Origin of the sequence: Actinokineospora sp., from assembly GCF_050699995.1 — a bacterium.
Lineage (GTDB): Bacteria > Actinomycetota > Actinomycetes > Mycobacteriales > Pseudonocardiaceae > Actinokineospora.
This window is the reverse complement of record NZ_JBOHGC010000032.1, coordinates 1-15,460: the sequence shown is the minus strand read 5'-3', so window position 1 is coordinate 15,460 and position 15,460 is coordinate 1. Positions and strand designations below refer to the sequence as shown.

The 15,460-nt window shown below is 69.8% G+C and carries 12 protein-coding genes and 1 pseudogene; 6 read left to right on the top strand and 7 right to left on the bottom strand.

Going from position 1 to position 15,460, the window contains the following annotated elements:
- Window positions 1–11 precede the first annotated feature (11 nt).
- Together ACRDSQ_RS02200 and ACRDSQ_RS02195 are read left to right on the top strand one after the other, a co-directional pair.
- Complete coding sequence (locus tag ACRDSQ_RS02200; protein WP_431418290.1) at window positions 12–2,021, top strand: flotillin family protein; 2,010 nt, start codon at window positions 12–14, stop codon at window positions 2,019–2,021.
- 25 nt (window positions 2,022–2,046) lie between these two features.
- Complete coding sequence (locus tag ACRDSQ_RS02195) at window positions 2,047–6,921, top strand: DNA repair ATPase (RefSeq protein ID WP_431418288.1); 4,875 nt, start codon at window positions 2,047–2,049, stop codon at window positions 6,919–6,921.
- Here the strand turns inward: ACRDSQ_RS02195 and ACRDSQ_RS02190 are convergent.
- Window positions 6,885–8,066, bottom strand: a complete 1,182-nt coding sequence (locus tag ACRDSQ_RS02190; RefSeq protein ID WP_431418286.1) for an FAD-dependent oxidoreductase — start codon at window positions 8,064–8,066, stop codon at window positions 6,885–6,887. The two genes, ACRDSQ_RS02195 and ACRDSQ_RS02190, sit on opposite strands and share 37 nt — an antisense overlap.
- A 53-nt stretch (window positions 8,067–8,119) precedes the next feature.
- On the opposite strand from ACRDSQ_RS02190, the gene ACRDSQ_RS02185 reads away from it, so the two are divergent.
- Together ACRDSQ_RS02185 and ACRDSQ_RS02180 are read left to right on the top strand one after the other, a co-directional pair.
- Window positions 8,120–8,716: a PadR family transcriptional regulator gene (locus tag ACRDSQ_RS02185; protein ID WP_431418284.1), complete on the top strand. Its 597-nt coding sequence runs from the start codon at window positions 8,120–8,122 to the stop codon at window positions 8,714–8,716.
- A 340-nt stretch (window positions 8,717–9,056) separates the two neighbouring features.
- Window positions 9,057–9,299, top strand: a pseudogene (locus tag ACRDSQ_RS02180) (hypothetical protein); the annotation flags it as partial.
- 4 nt (window positions 9,300–9,303) lie between these two features.
- On the opposite strand, the gene ACRDSQ_RS02175 reads toward ACRDSQ_RS02180, so the two are convergent.
- From ACRDSQ_RS02175 to ACRDSQ_RS02150, 6 genes are all read right to left on the bottom strand, one after another.
- Window positions 9,304–10,653: a HAMP domain-containing sensor histidine kinase gene (locus ACRDSQ_RS02175; RefSeq protein WP_431418282.1), complete on the bottom strand. Its 1,350-nt coding sequence runs from the start codon at window positions 10,651–10,653 to the stop codon at window positions 9,304–9,306.
- A complete protein-coding gene (locus ACRDSQ_RS02170; RefSeq protein ID WP_431418281.1) occupies window positions 10,650–11,327 on the bottom strand; it encodes a response regulator transcription factor in 678 nt (225 codons plus the stop codon). The genes ACRDSQ_RS02175 and ACRDSQ_RS02170 overlap by 4 nt, the downstream gene beginning before the upstream one ends.
- A gap of 10 nt (window positions 11,328–11,337) precedes the next feature.
- Window positions 11,338–11,493: a hypothetical protein gene (locus ACRDSQ_RS02165; RefSeq protein WP_431418279.1), complete on the bottom strand. Its 156-nt coding sequence runs from the start codon at window positions 11,491–11,493 to the stop codon at window positions 11,338–11,340.
- Window positions 11,490–11,873, bottom strand: a complete 384-nt coding sequence (locus ACRDSQ_RS02160) for a hypothetical protein (RefSeq protein ID WP_431418278.1) — start codon at window positions 11,871–11,873, stop codon at window positions 11,490–11,492. Before ACRDSQ_RS02160 ends, ACRDSQ_RS02165 begins: the two co-directional genes overlap by 4 nt.
- Before the next feature lie 92 nt (window positions 11,874–11,965).
- A complete protein-coding gene (locus tag ACRDSQ_RS02155) occupies window positions 11,966–12,511 on the bottom strand; it encodes a DUF5134 domain-containing protein (RefSeq protein ID WP_431418276.1) in 546 nt (181 codons plus the stop codon).
- A 6-nt stretch (window positions 12,512–12,517) separates the two neighbouring features.
- On the bottom strand, window positions 12,518–12,736 hold the full coding sequence (locus ACRDSQ_RS02150) for a hypothetical protein (RefSeq protein ID WP_431418275.1): 219 nt from the start codon (window positions 12,734–12,736) through the stop codon (window positions 12,518–12,520).
- 245 nt (window positions 12,737–12,981) lie between these two features.
- Here ACRDSQ_RS02150 and ACRDSQ_RS02145 point away from each other — a divergent pair, with 245 nt between their 5' ends.
- A complete protein-coding gene (locus tag ACRDSQ_RS02145; RefSeq protein WP_431418274.1) occupies window positions 12,982–14,307 on the top strand; it encodes a hypothetical protein in 1,326 nt (441 codons plus the stop codon).
- A complete protein-coding gene (locus tag ACRDSQ_RS02140; protein WP_431418272.1) occupies window positions 14,304–15,281 on the top strand; it encodes a glutamate ABC transporter substrate-binding protein in 978 nt (325 codons plus the stop codon). The genes ACRDSQ_RS02145 and ACRDSQ_RS02140 overlap by 4 nt, the downstream gene beginning before the upstream one ends.
- The last annotated feature ends 179 nt before the right edge of the window (window positions 15,282–15,460 follow it).

Below are 15,460 nucleotides of genomic sequence, written 5' to 3'. Positions count from 1 at the left end.
GGGCAACAAGAATGGACCTGATCTCCACCGGTCTGGGCATCCTGCTCGGCGTGATCCTGCTCGTCGTCATCATCATGCTGTTCCTGGTCAGCAGGCTGTTCCGGAAGGTGGAGCAGGGCAAGGCGCTGATCGTGTCCAAGGTCAAGAAGGTGGACGTCACGTTCACCGGCGCGGTCGTGCTCCCGGTGCTGCACAAGGCCGAGCTCATGGACATCTCGGTGAAGACCATCGAGATCAACCGCGCGGGCAAGGACGGCCTGATCTGCCACGACAACATCCGCGCCGACATCCGCATCACGTTCTTCGTGCGGGTCAACAAGACCGTCGAGGACGTCATCAAGGTCGCCCAGGCGATCGGCACCCAGCGGGCCAGCGACGAGCACACCCTGCAGGCGCTGTTCAACGCCAAGTTCTCCGAAGCGCTCAAGACCGTCGGCAAGCAGCTCGACTTCGTCGACCTCTACACCCAGCGCGACCACTTCCGCGACCAGATCATCCGGGTCATCGGCACCGACCTCAACGGCTACAGCCTTGAGGACGCGGCGATCGACTACCTCGAGCAGACCCCGATGACGCAGCTCGACGCGGCCAACATCCTTGACGCGCAGGGCATCCGCAAGATCACCGAGCTGACCGCGATCGAGCACATCCGCACCAACGAGTTCCAGCGCAACGAGGAGAAGGAGATCACCCGCCAGAACGTCGACGCGCGGGAGGCCATCCTGGAACTCGAGCGCAGGCAGGCGGACGCGGAGATCAAGCAGCGCCGCGAGGTCGACACGATGCGCGCCCGTGAAGAGGCCGAGACCGCCAAGGTCCAGGCCGAGGAGCGGCTCAAGGCCAACACCGCGCACCTGCGCACCGAGGAAGCGCTCGGCATCCAGACCGAGAACAAGGCCCGCGAGATCGCGGTGGCGGAGAAGAACCGCGAGCGGGTCATCGCGATCGAGACCGAGCGCATCGAGAAGGACCGGATGCTGGAGGTCATCGCCCGCGAGCGCGAGACCGAGCTGTCCACCATCTCCAAGAACAAAGAGGTCGAGGCCGAGAAGCGGGCCGTCGCCGAGGTCGTCCGCGAGCGCATCGCCGTGGACAAGACCGTCGCGGAGCAGGAAGAGAACATCAAGCGGCTGCGGCTGGTCGAGGAGGCCGAGCGCAAGCGTCAGGCTTTGGTCATCGGCGCGGAGGCCGAAGCCCAGGAAAGCCTGGTCAAGGACATCAAGGCGGCTGAGGCGTCCGAGGCCGCGGCCAAGCACAAGGCGCGCGAGGAACTGGTGCTCGCCGAGGCCCGCCAGCAGGCCGCCGAACTCGACACCCGGGCGATGATCCGGCTCGCCGAAGGCGCGCAGGCGGAAGCGGCGGCCAAGGGGCTGGCCGACGTCCAGGTCCGTGAGCGCGACGCGGCGGCGATCGAGAAGGTCGGCCGCGCGGAGGCGCAGGTCTACCGCGAGAAGGCGATGGCCGAGGCCGAGGGCATCAAGGAGAAGCTCAAGGGCGAGGCCGAAGGTTTGTCCGACAAGGCGGGCGCGCTGGCCGCGATGGACGACGCGACCCGCGGCCACGAGGAGTACCGCCTGCGGCTCGAAGCCGACAAGGAGGTCCGCCTCAAGGGCATCGACGCGCAGCGCGAGGTCGCCGAGGCGCAGGCCATGGTGCTGGCCGCGGGCCTGGAGAAGGCCGACATCGACATCGTCGGCGGCGAGACCATGTTCTTCGACAAGATCGTCGGCGCGATCACCATGGGCAAGTCGGTCGACGGTTTCGTCGACCACTCGTCGGTCGCGCAGCAGCTCGGCGGCGCCTGGCTCAACGGCTCGGCGAGCTTCACCGACGACCTCAAGGGCATCCTCGGGTCCTTCGGCACCAACGACGTCAAGAACCTGACCGTGTCCGCGCTGCTGCTCAAGCTGATCAACACCGGTGGTGGCGACTCGACGAAGCTGCAGGAGCTGCTCGGCCACGCGCAGCGCCTCGGCATCGCCGACCAGCCGGTCGCCGCCCTGGCCGCCGCGCAGAGCTGACCCGACCGCGGTGACGACGACTGAAGTGACCACACCGGAGGCACCCGCGCTCGACGCGGGCACGTACGAGGTGCTGCGGGCCCGGCTCGGCGAGCAAGCCGCCGAGCTGGCCCGCCGGGCCGAGGCGCTCAACGCCGAACGCCTTCGGGTGTTCGGCGGGACCGAGCTGCGGCTGGTCGGCAACGACCGGATCCGCACCGAGAACAACTGCGTCCCACGCGACATCATTTCCATCGGCGGGCTGATGTTGTTCGGGTACAACGTGTTCATCGGCCTCAGGCCGGAGACCACGATCGACGACGTGTTCTCCCTGCACACCTTCGTCCGCGACGGCGAGGCGTTCCGGTTCGACGCGGCGGGCGCCGAGGAGCTGCCCGAGCTGCTGCGTGACGAGCAGTTCGTCCGCGACTTCGGCGAGCTGTACCGGTACTACCGCGAGACCCGGCTGCTGCAGCTGCGCCGGGTCGAGGGCAAGCTGCTGGCGGTGTTCCAGACCGGTCCGCGCACCGAGGACATCAAGGTCCTGCGCTGGAAGATCACCCCCAGCGGACTGGTGTCCTATGAGGACAATCGAGGTGAGCGGGACCACGTCTTCCCGCCGTCGCACGACTTCGAGTGGGTCGAGACGACTCGGGACAACCACGTGCTCGGCCGGTTCCCGCACATCTCCATCCTGGACAAGGTGTTCGTCGAGACGATCCACGGCGATCTCACGCTGAAGATCGAGAACAACACCGAGACCGGCGAGGGCATCTATGCCGAGCCGGTCGCCGAGCCGCTACAGAGCCTGGCCGACGCCGATGTGCACTACGCCGAGGTCGGGCCGCTGATCCTCATCCGCGTTCGGCCCTACAACGAGACCGTCTGGCGGCACCTGGTCTTCAACACCCACACCAAGTCCGTGGTGCGGCTCGACGGAATCGGCCAGGCGTGCAGGCGGCTGCCGGAGGACCAAGGCCTCATCTTCCCCGGCGGCTACTACCTCGCCACCGGCGTGCACAAGACGTTCGACACCGACGTCACCGACCTGGAGTACGAGCGGGTCATCCGCTCGCCCAACGGTGAGGACGTGCTGTTCGTCTTCCACGCCCGCGGCGACGGCCGCTCGCTGCTGCTGCCGTACAACCTCATCCGCAAGGAAGTGGCGAACCCGCTGGTGTGCCACGGGTATTCGCTGTTCGACGACGGAACCCTGGTGGTGTTCCGGGCCGTCTCCGAAGAGCCGACCCGGGTGCACCCGATGCAGGTCTGGCAGACGCCGTACCTGTCCGACACCTACGCCGCCGCGCAGCCGGTCGGGACCGGGCCGCTGGAGCGGGTCGGCAACCCGGAGCTGGTGCGCGGGATCTCCGACTGCCTGTCGGTGGCGCACATGGTCGACGACATGGCGCCCTCGGCGGCGGTCTTCGAGTCGCTGATCGCCTCCTGCTCGCGGGCGTTCGACGTCTACCACTGGCTGGACCTCGGTGAGCTGCGCGAGCCGCTCGCCGAGGTGCGCGCGACCGCCGAGCAGGTGCTCGACGAGTTCGAGACCGTCACCGCGCTGACCGAGCAGGCCGCGAAGGTGCTGGCCGAGACCTCGGCCCAGATCACCACCCTGGTGCGGACCGTGCGCGGCGAGGCGCCGAAGTCGGCAGCCGCCTGGGTTTCCCAGCTCGCCGAGCTGCGCCGCGCCCAGGGCCGGCTCATCACGCTGCGCGAACAGCGATATGTCGACTTGTCTACTGTGGACTCCCTCGACGCGATGGTGGCCGAGGAGCAGACCTCGGCGGGCCAGCGCGCGGTTCGCTTCCTGCAAGGCGCCGACGCGTTCACCGGGTACCACGAGCAGGTCGCCAAGCTGGTCGCCGACGCCGAGTCGATCGCCACCGTCGCCGAGGCGGCGCCGATCAGCGAGCGGCTCAGCGAGCAGTCCGAGGGCCTGGAGGTCGTCACCGAGGTCGTCGGCTCGCTCGACATCGCCGACGCGACGGCCCGAACGTCCATCCTGGAACGCATCGGTGAGGTGCTCGCCGGAGTCAACCGGGCCCGCGCCACCCTCATCGCCCGGCGCAAGGAACTGCTGGCCACCGAGGGTCGCGCCGAGTTCGCCGCGGAGTTCGCGCTGCTCGGGCAGGCCATCACCGGGGCGCTCGCGGTCGCCGACACCCCTGAGCGCTGCGATGAGCAACTCGGCAGCCTGATGCTCCAGGTGGAGAACCTGGAGTCGCGCTTCGGCGCGTTCGACGACTTCCTCACCGAACTGGGCAAGAAGCGCACCGACGTCTACGAGGCGTTCTCCTCGCGCAAGCAGGCCCTGCTCGACGACCGCGCCCGCCGCGCCGACCGGCTCGTCGAGTCGGCCGAGCGGGTGCTGGCCAGCGTCACCCGCCGGGTGGCGAGCCTGGCCACGATCGACGAGGTCAACACCTACTTCGCGTCCGACCCGATGGTCGCCAAGCTGCGCTCGGTCACCGCGGACCTGCGCGAACTCGGCGACCAGGTCCGGGCCGAGGAACTCGCGGGCAGGGTCAAGGCCGCTCGGCAGGACGCGGGCCGCTCACTGCGTGACCGGCTCGACCTGTTCAGCGACGGCGGTGACACGCTGCGCTTCGGCAAGCACGCCTTCGCCGTCAACACCCAGCCGCTGGACCTGACCCTGGTTCCGCACGGCGACGAGATGGCCTTCGCGGTCACCGGCACCGACTACCGATCGCCGGTGCGCGACCAGGACTTCCAGCACACCAGTGTGTTCTGGTCGCAGTTGCTGGTGTCCGAGTCACCGCAGGTCTACCGGGCCGAGCACCTCGCGGCGTCCATTTTGGACTCCGGCGATGCTGTCGCCTTGCGCGAGTCGGAGAGTCTGCTCGCCGAGGTCCGCAAGGTCGCGGAGAGCCGCTACGACGAGGGTTACGAACGCGGCGTCCACGACCACGACGCCACCCAGATCCTCGACGTCCTGCTGCGGCTGCACGCGGGCGCCGGGCTGCTGCGCTACTCGCCCGCGGTCCGCGCGGCCGCCCAGCTGTTCTGGGCGTATGGCACCGATGAGGCGACCCGGAACCAGTGGACGATCCGCGCGGGCTCGCTCGCCCGGGTCCGCTCCGCTTTCGGTCCGCCCGCCGCCATCACCGCCCTGTGCGGGGAGCTTTCTCTTGCGGCGTCTCAGTTCCTGACGAGCGCGGGGCTCCCGGTCGAGGATGTCGGGGAGTACCTGTTCGAGGAACTGGCGAGCGCGCCGCTGGGGTTCGTGACGAGCGCCGCCGCCCGCACGATGGTCGACCGGTTCCGGGCCGCCTGCGGGCAGCAGTTCGACGAGGACCTGCGTTCGCTGGGTGATGATCTCGGCACCCGGCACCAGCTGGTCCTCGCCTGGCTCGGCGCGTTCCAGGCGACCACCGATCTGTCCGAGGTGGACTTGCCGGAGGCGGTCGCGATCGAGCTGTGCGCGGATCTGCCCCGGCACGACTCGTCCGCCGCGCTCACCGAGCGGGTCGAGGGCCTGCTCGGCGCGCACCCGCGCGTCGCCGACCGCGCGCTCGACCTGCGGCTCGACGAGTTCCTGGCCCGCACCAAGCGGTTCCGCGTCGAGCAGGTGTCCGCGTTCCGCGCCTACCAGCGCAAACGCGAGTCCCTGGTCGCCGCGGAGAAGTCCCGGTTGCGGCTGACCGAGTTCCAGCCGAAGGTCATGAGCGCGTTTGTCCGCAACCGGCTGCTCGACGAGGTCTACTTGCCGCTCATCGGCGACAACCTTGCCAAGCAGCTCGGCGCGGCGGGCGACGCCAAGCGCACCGACCAGATGGGCCTGCTGCTGCTGATCTCCCCGCCCGGCTACGGCAAGACGACGTTGATGGAGTACGTCGCCAACCGCCTGGGTCTGCTGTTCGTCAAGGTCAACGGTCCGGCACTGGGTCATGAAGTGACATCCATCGACCCCGCGGACGCCCCCAATGCGACCGCTCGTCAAGAAATTGAAAAGATCAACTTCGGGCTCGAGATGGGCAACAACGTCCTGCTCTACCTCGACGACATCCAGCACACCAACCCGGAGCTGCTGCAGAAGTTCATCTCCCTGTGCGACGCACAGCGCCGGATGGAAGGCGTCTGGGACGGCCGCACCCGAACCTACGACATGCGCGGCAAGCGGTTTGCCGTCTGCATGGCGGGCAACCCGTACACCGAGTCCGGCAAGCGCTTCCGTGTCCCGGACATGCTCGCCAACCGGGCCGACGTGTGGAACCTCGGTGACGTGCTGTCCGGTCGGGAAGAGCTGTTCGCGTTGAGCTACGTGGAGAACTCGCTCACCTCGAACCCGGTTCTCGCTCCACTGTCCACACGGGAGCGTGCGGACATCGGCCTGTTCGTCCGGATGGCCCGCGGTGACGACTCGGTCCGCTCCGACCAGCTCTCGCACCCGTATTCCGCGGTGGAGGTCGAGCAGATCCTTTCCGTGCTGCGCAAGCTGTTGCGCGTGCAGGAAGTGGTGCTGGCCAACAACCAGGCCTACATCGAGTCGGCCGCTCAAGCCGATTCCTCGCGGACCGAGCCGCCGTTCGGGCTGCAAGGCTCGTACCGCAACATGAACAAGCTCGCGGAGCGCATCGTCCCGGTGATGAACTACGCCGAACTGGAAGCGGTCATCGACGACCACTACCAGGGCGAGGCGCAGACCCTCACCGCGGGCGCCGAGGCCAACCTGCTCAAACTCGCGGAACTGCGCGGCAGGCTCGCACCCGAGCAGGCCGAGCGCTGGGCGGTGGTCAAAGCCGCCTACCTGCGGGAGAAGGCCTTGGGTGGCGACGGAAGCGACCCGATGAGCCGCGCGGTCGGAGCGGTCGGCCTGCTGGCCGACCGCGTCGGCGACATCGGTTCGGCGATCCGGGGTCACACCGCGACCGGCTCGCTCCACGGCGAGCGGTAGTCGTACATCCAGTCCAGCCTCGGCTTGGGCAGCACCTTGAACACCAGTGGCAGGAGGGCTCGGCCGATCGGGCCGAGCCCTTTCTGCGAGCCGTTCCGCTTGCCCGTGGCCACGATCCGCTCGACCCGCTCGCGCCGAAATCCCTCGTAGGCGGTGAAAGCGCGGGTGTGGTCGGGCAGGTCACGCAGGCAGCGGGCCAACTCGACGGCGTCCTCCAAAGCCATCGACGCGCCCTGGCCCGCCGACGGCGACGTCGCGTGCGCCGCGTCGCCGATGATCAGCATTCGGCCGCGGTGCCAGCGCGGCGCCGACGGGAAGTCGTAGGTCGCCCAGCACGGCGGGATCACCGGGGTGGCCCGGATCAGCTCGCCGATCAGCGGGTCGTCGTCCTTGAACAGCTCGACCAGTCGGACCCGCCACTGCTCCGACGTGATCGCGTCCAGCTCGGCGCGCGACAACTCCTTGCGCTGCGCCGGGTTGGCGAACCACCACACCGAGCCGTCCGGCGCGGGCGCGTAACCGAAGAACGCCCGCCTGCCGAAGAGCATCTGCGTCGTGCCGACCGGAAGATCGACCGCGACGCCTTGGGCGAAGCCGCCCGTGTTGAGGAACGGCACGTACCGCGGCGCGGGGGCGGTCGGGTCGATGAGGTTGCGGACCCGTGACTGCAGCCCGTCCGCGCCGATCAGCAGGTCGCCCTCCGCGGTCGTCCCGTGGGCGAACCGGGCCACGACACCGGTGTCGGTCGACGAGGCGTCCACCAGGCGCTTGCCGTAGACGATGCGGACACCCCGGCGCACGGCTTCGTCCCGCAGGACCGAGTAGAGGTCGCCGCGCTTGATCGTGATGGGCGGCAGCGCGTCGGAACGGGTGCCCGCGAACGAGGTCTCGAAGACCGACTTCTCGCGGGTCAGGCCCACCCGCAGATCGGGGCTGTCGAAGCCGGCGGACCGGACCTGCTCGTCCAGGCCGAGCACGTGCAGCGCGTGCAATCCGTTGGGCGCCAGCCCGAGGAACGCGCCGACGCCGTCGGCGGTCTGGTCGTAGGCCTCGTAGACGGTCGAGTCGATACCTGCTTCGCGGAGCGCCATCGCGGTCACGGGACCTGCGATGCCTCCGCCGATGATGAGGATGTTAGAAGTCATGTCATGACTATACATATTATGACTAAGTTTACCAAGCGGTTAGGCTGCGGTTCATGTCGAGCCGGTCGCACCGCCCATCGCCGCTGGCCCTCGTCCTGCTGGTGCTCTTGGCCGAGCAGCCGATGCACCCGTACCGGATGCGCGAGCTGATCAAGGAGCGAGCCAAGGACCGGGTCGCGAACGTGGCGCAGCGCAACAGCGTCTACCAAACGGTTGAGCGCCTCGACCGGGTCGGACTCATCCGAGTCCGCAACACCGCCCGCGAGGAGGGTCGCCCCGAGCGCACGGTCTACGAGCTCACGGAAGAGGGCTCGCGCACGGTCGTGGCCTGGCTGCGCGAACTGCTGAGCACACCCGCGACCGAGTTCCCCGCCTTCCCCGCCGCGCTGGCCTCGATGCTGATCATGGAACCGACCGAGGTCGCCGAGTGCCTCCGGACCCGCGCCGACGTGCTGGAGCGGTCACTGGACGAGTCCCTCGCCGAGGTCACCGGGCTGCCGCGGATCTTCGGGCTGGAGGAGGAGTACGCGCAGGCCGTCGGCCGCGCGGAACTGGCCTGGCTGCGGTCGGTGGTCCGGGACTTCGAGAGCGGCGAACTGACCTGGACCCACGAGAAGCTCCTCTCCTCTGCGGCGGGTCTCACGGACTAGCTTCGCGAAAACCGGGCGCGAACCGGGCGGCGGCAACTGGTTGGGTGTGCCAGATGGACTCCCACCGCTACCTCGACTGCCTCGCCTCGGACTTCGCCCGGCTGCGCACCGACAGCCCTCCCGACCAGACGGTCGCGTTCTGGATCCGGCGGATGACCCAGGAAACGGTGATCCACCGAATCGACGCCGAACTGGCCGCGGGCGTCGAGTCGGCGCCGATCTCGCAGGACCTGGCCGTGGACGGGATCGATGAGGTCTTGGACCGTTTCCTCGCCTTCGCCTCCCACCACTTCCGCGAGGACTTCGCCGGCGCCTTGGACTCGCTGACCGGCCAACGCGTCCTGGTCGAGACCGACGGCGCGTCCTGGTCGAGACCGACGGCGCGTCCTGGCTGGTCAACCTCGACCCGACGGTCGTCACCCTCACCGAACCCGACGGCACGGCCGACGCCACCGTCCGCGCGGACCCGGAAACCCTCCTCCGCTGGCTCTGGCGCCGCACCGACGAGGACGCCGTCACCACCGAAGGCGACCCCACCGCCGTCGCCGCCCTGTACGCGGTCCTCAAGGGCGCCACCCAGTAACCGGTCAGGCGGTTCGGAATCGGACGGTGAACGCGGCCCCGCCCTCCGGGGCGGGGCCTGCCTCGATCACCCCGCCCATCCGGTTGACCAACCCATGCACCAGCGCCAGCCCGATTCCCGTGCCCACGGGCCTGCTCCCGCTGTAGCGCGCGTTCAGCACGCCCCGCTCGAAGGCGACCGCGTAGTCCTGCGGCGCCAGCCCAGGTCCGCCGTCGCGCACCTGCAAGACGGCCGCACCAGGCTCCCGCGACAACGCGAGCACCATGGGCCTGCCGGACGGGGTGACCCGAAGCGCGTTCTCGGCAAGGCCGTCCAGCACCTGCCGCAGCCTGCGCGGATCCGCATGGACGACCACCGGCTCGGCTGGCGCCTCCAGCCTGAAGCGGATTCCGGCGGCGGCGCAGCGGGCCGACCACACCGTCGCCGTCTCGGTCACCAGGGCGGTGAGGTCGACGGCGACCACGTCGAGGCGGAAGTCGTCGGCGCCCAGGCGGGCCAGGTCGAGGAGGTCGGCCACCAGCCGGTCGAGTCTGGTGGCCTCCTGGTCGATCGTGCGGCCCGCCGCGGCGACCGCGTCGCCGGTGACCACGCCGTCGGCCAGGGACTCGGCGAAACCCTTCACCGCCGTCAGCGGAGTGCGCAGTTCGTGGGACACCGACAGCAGGAAGTCGCGCTGCCTGGCTTCGCTACGGTGCAGCGCGTCCGCCAGCTCGTTCACCGACGCCGCCACCTCCGCCACCTCGCGCGGGCCGTCAACCGGGGCTCTCAGGTCGCGTCTGCCGTGGCTCATCGACGTGGCCACCGCCGCCGTTCGCCGTAGGGGTCGGGAGAGCAGCCCGGCAAGGATCAGCCCGGCGACCGCGGCCACCAGCAAGCCAAGGCCCAGCGCGAAGGCGATGTTGCGGACCAGGGTCCGGCCGACCCCCTTGGCCGTCTCCGTCTCCCGGACCAGGCCGATCGCCCCGCGCGGATCGGCGGGCCGCAGCTCGACGAGCAGGACCCGGCCGTTGAGCTCTACCGTCGTGTGCACCGGCCCGGCCAGCTCGGTGATGCCCGCCTGCCGCGCCGCGCGCTCGGCGGTGGCGTCGGAGCTGACGACGTTCCCGTTGGGCCGCACCTGAACCACCGCCACGCCCTGACCGCCGAGCACCTCCACCACCCGGCGCAGACCGAGCTTGCTGTCGGAGAGCTGGCCCGCGACCACATCGGCCTGGTCGGACAGCGTCTGTCTGGTCACCTCACGCGCCGTCTGCACCACCAGCCGCGCCGACACCAGCCCGCCGACCACGGCGACCACCCCGGCCACCGCCAGGCCAAGGGCGGTGATCCGGACGGCGATAGACGCCCGCTTCACTGCCGCTCCACCGAATAGCCGACGCTCCGGACAGTCCTAATCGGACAGTGCGGCCCGAGTTTCGCGCGCAGCTGCGCGATGTGCACGTCGACGGTCCGGGTCCCGGCCGCGGCGGCGTACCCCCAGACCGCGCTCAGCAGCTGCGCCCGGTCGAACACCTGGCCCGGCCTGCGCATCAGGTGGGCCAGCAGGTCGAACTCCGTCGACGTCAGCGCGACCTCGCCCGCGTCCGTCCACACGCGACGCTCGCCGAGGTCGAGCCGGGTCCCACCCGCCGACAACACTTCCCCCGCGCCCGGCCCGTTGGCCCGCCGCAGCACCGTGCGCACCCGCGCCACCAGCTCGCGCGGGCTGAACGGCTTGGTCACGTAGTCGTCGGCGCCGAGTTCGAGGCCGAGCACCCGGTCGACCTCGTCGTCGCGCGCGGTCACGAACAGCACCGGGGTCCAGTCGCCGTCCTTGCGCAGCGCACGGCAGACCTCGATGCCGTCCATGCCGGGCAGCCCGATGTCGAGCACCACCGCGACCGGCTTGACCCGCCGGGCCGCGGCGAGCGCCGCGACCCCGTTGGTCTCCACCTGCACCCCGAACCCGTCGCGGCGCAGGTAGAGCGTGACCAGTTCGGCGATCGCCGGGTCGTCCTCGACCACGAGCACCAGCCCACGGGACTCCATGGCCGTCAGGCTAATCGCCCGCCAGCTCGGATTCGATGGCGTCGAGGGTGGACTCGATCTGATCGATTTCCGAGGTGCCCGATGATCCGGGCGCCGGCGCCGCGGGCTGCCGCTCGCAGGCGACGCAGGCCAGCAGCAGCGCCGCGATGGTCAGCGCGCGCTTCACTTGGCACCACAGTGCCTCGACTGGAACTCGGTCACCCGGTCCTTGTGCTTGTTGAGCTGCTCGACCCGGCCCGCCCGGCGCTCGGCGCGCTCCTCCAGCAGTTGGGCGCTGGTCTCCCGGCCCGCCGCCCGTTCCTTCTCCGCCCGCGCCTTGAGCCACGCGACCGACCCCTTGACCTGCGCGTCGCCGTTGATCCGGGTCAGCAGCTTGGTGATCCGCTGCTCCGCCTTCGGCAGGCGCTTCTCACACAGGTTCTGCACCTGCTCCGGGCTCAGGGTGATGGTGACCGGTGCGCTCGGCTGCGCCGCCGCGACCCCGCCGCCGATCAGGCTGACCCCGCTCACGATGGCCGCGACCACGGCCCACTGCTTGACCCGCATGGCAGTTCCTCCCTTGACGACCTGATGATCTGACTGTCACAGAGCCGGATCAAGGAGACGCCAGGAAAGGGTTCGAGTTGTGTAAGGAGTCTTCACAGCAGGGCCAGGATCATTCCGCCCGCCCCCACCGCCATGACGCCCTGGCAACCCGCGGCCACCCGGTGTGTGTCCGAGCGCAGGCTCACCCGGGCCAGCCGCGCGGCGTGCACCGCGAAGTAGCCGACGAATATCCACCCGAGCAGGGGCAGCGCCGCCTGCTCCCCGGCCATCCGGGGACTCCAGGGGGACGCCATCGCGTGGGCGCTGTGCGGGACTGCGGTGAGCATGTAGAGCATCGCCAGCCCGCCGACCGCGTGGTGCAGCCCGCCGCCGTGCCACCCGGACACCGGTTCCCTGCGGACCACGAACCAGGCCGTGAGCAGCAGGAAGACGGTCTGCCACCCGGCCATCGGCAGCGGCCCGCCGACCGGCGAGCACATCACCGCCATCCCCAGCGCCATCAGGGCGTGCGCGGTGTCGACCGTGCGGTGACACCCGCCCGAGCCGGGTGTGCGGCACGCGACCACCAGTCGGGCGACCGCGTACCCGGCGACGGCCAGGAAGGCCGCCGTGCACGTCCACCCGAGCCAGGTGGCCACGGTGGGCTAGCTCGGGATGAGCACTTCGTCGAGGACACCGTTCTTGACGTCGGCCACGAGGTCGGTGAGCTGTCCGACGCTCATCTGGATGCGCTGGCCGAAGTCGTCGGTGAGGACCACCCGCTTCCCCTGGGGTGCGTCCGGATCGATCCACAGCTCCGGGCAGCCGCAGCTGCACTGGCCGCAGAACGTGGCGACATGCCGCCTGTTGTGATCACTGGTCATATGACGACGGTCCCAGAGGTCAGGGGGCAGAACCAGAGGGCAACCAGGCGATTGACCTGCGCGCAAGAAGGACTTTTGGTGACTCACCGTCGCCACGGCGGCGCGGCAGGTTAAATCCAGCCGTGGTGGCTCGCCGCAGGGCGGTCGACTAGGTTCTTTCCGATAAGAGTGCCGGCGTCACAGCCAGATAACCGCCGGGGGAAAGCGGGCGTTGTGGGTGGGTTTGTGTTGTTGACTGTTACCCCGTGGACGTATCCGTGGTGACCGCCGAGGCCAGGCAGGCTTCCCCGTTGCGCCGAGTGACCCACTCGGCGACGACGACCCCTGGCAGGCTGAGCCTCATCGCGGTCGGCTTGCTTCTGTTGACCGTGGTCACAGGCCTGTTCGCCGCCGTGACGCTGCAGACGAAGCAGTCCACGCTCGACGAGCTCACCGACCACCGCGAGCCCCTGGCCGCGGCCGCGCAGCAGATCTACCGGTCGCTGTCGGACGCCGACGCCACCGCGGCGAGCGCGTTCCTCTCCGGCGGTGTCGAGCCCGCCGCGCTGCGGTCACGCTACGAGTTCGACATCGCCCAGGCGGGCGCCGCCCTCGGCAAGGCGTCCTCCGATGTCGCGGGCGACTCGCTGGCCGAGCAGCAGGTCAACACGCTCTCCCAGCAGCTGCCCGTCTACACGGGACTCATCGAGACGGCGCGCACCAACAATCGCCAGGGCTTCCCGGCAGGTGCCGCGTACCTGCGCGAGGCGTCGGGGCTGATGCGGTCGAAGATCCTGCCCGCCGCCGAGCAGCTCTACGCGATCGACTACGACCGGCTCAAGGCGGGCCAGGCCGAGGCCAGGTCGTTTCCGTGGTTCACCCTCGTGCTCACCGTGGGACTGCTCGCCGCGCTCGTCATGACCCAGCGCTACCTGACCCGCAAGACCAACCGGCTGGTCAACGTCGGCCTGTTCGGCGCGACCCTCGCCGTCGCCTTGGCCCTCGTCTGGGGGTCGGCGGCACTGATCATCGGCGCCACCCAGGTCGCCGACGGCGAACGCAACGGCTCGCAGCAAGTCGACGTGCTGGTGCAGGCCAGGATCAACTCGCTCAAGTGCCGTGCCGACGAGACCCTGACGCTGGTCGCCCGCGGCGACGGGCCCGGGTACGAGAAGGAATGGCAGAAACTCTCGGTCACCTTCAGCGGCGGTGGCCCGAACAACCTGCTGCGCCAGGCCAGGGAACTGGCCTCCAGCCCCGCCATCGCCGGTGAGGTCGACCAGGCCCTCGCCAACGCCGACGCGTGGGTCGCCGCGCACAAGAAGATCCGCGACCTCGACGACGGCGGGCAGTACGAGGAGGCCGTGGCCACGGCCATCGGCGCCGCGCCGGACAGCTCGGCCACGGAGTTCGGCAAGCTCGACAAGAACCTGATCACGGCCCTCAACGCGGGCCGCGAGGTGTTCTTCATCCAGACCAAATACGCCGGCGCGGCGTTGACCGGCCTGGTCCCTGGCGTCGTCGTGCTGGCGATCATCGCCGCCGCCGGGATCCTGCTCGGCATCCGGCAACGACTGCGGGAGTACCGATGAGGCGTGCCACAGCGGCACTCGTAGCGGCACTGGCGATGCTGGCGGCGGGCTGCTCGGCCACGGGCAAGCCGGTCGACCTGGCCGCCGTCCAGTCCGCCCAACGGCCAGAGCCGGTGGGCGTGGTCGTGAACCCGCCCGCCACGACCGGCGCGGCCACCCAGGTCCCGCCGTGCGACCCCACGGCCAGCCTGCGCCCCGGCGCGATGCCCGGCCCCGGCGCGATGCCGGAGGGGTCCACGATGAAGAAGATCCAGGACCGCGGCAGGCTCATCGCGGGCGTCGACCAGAACACCTTCCTGTTCGGGTTCCGAAACCCGACCAGCAACCAGATCGAGGGCTTCGACATCGACCGGGTCCGCGAGATCGCCGCCGCGATCTTCGGGGACGCCAACAAGGTCCAGTTCAAGGTCATCACCTCGGCGGAGCGGATCCCCGCGCTGCAGAAGGGCGAGGTCGACATCGTCGTCCGCACGATGACCGCGACCTGCGCCCGCTGGGTCGACATCAACTTCTCCGCGATCTACTACGTCGCGGGCCAGCGCCTGCTGGTCGACCGCGGCTCCGAGATCACCGGCGTCGACCAGCTGCGCGGCCAGCGCGTCTGCGCGGCCAAGGGCTCCACGTCGCTGAACAAGCTGCGCGACTCCCCCGCCCCACCCGAGGTCGTCGCGGTGGACAACTGGACGGACTGCCTGCTGATGCTGCAGCAGGGACAGGTCGTCGGCGTGTCCACTGACGACACGATCCTCGCCGGGATGGTCGCGCAGGACCCGAACGTGAAGATGGTCGGACCGCGGTTCACCGAGGAGCCCTACGGCATCGGCATCCCCAAGGCGAACGAGGACATGGTCCGGTTCGTCAACGGTGTGCTGGAGAAGTCGATCGCGAGCGGCTCGTGGACGGCCAGCTACGGACGCTGGCTCACCCAGGCGGGCGAACAGGCCGCGCCCCCGACGGTCAAGTACCGGGACTGAGGCCGACATGACACAGTGGACACCCCCCGGCGACGAGCCCCGCGAGGAGCCCGAGCCGCGCCCGGAGAAACTCCAGTGGCAAATCCAGCGCGACACCGACCCCAAGCGATCCGGCTCGGCGCCCGCGACCGCCAAGTCCCAGCCGAACCCGCCGGACTCACCGGGACGGCCACTAGCCG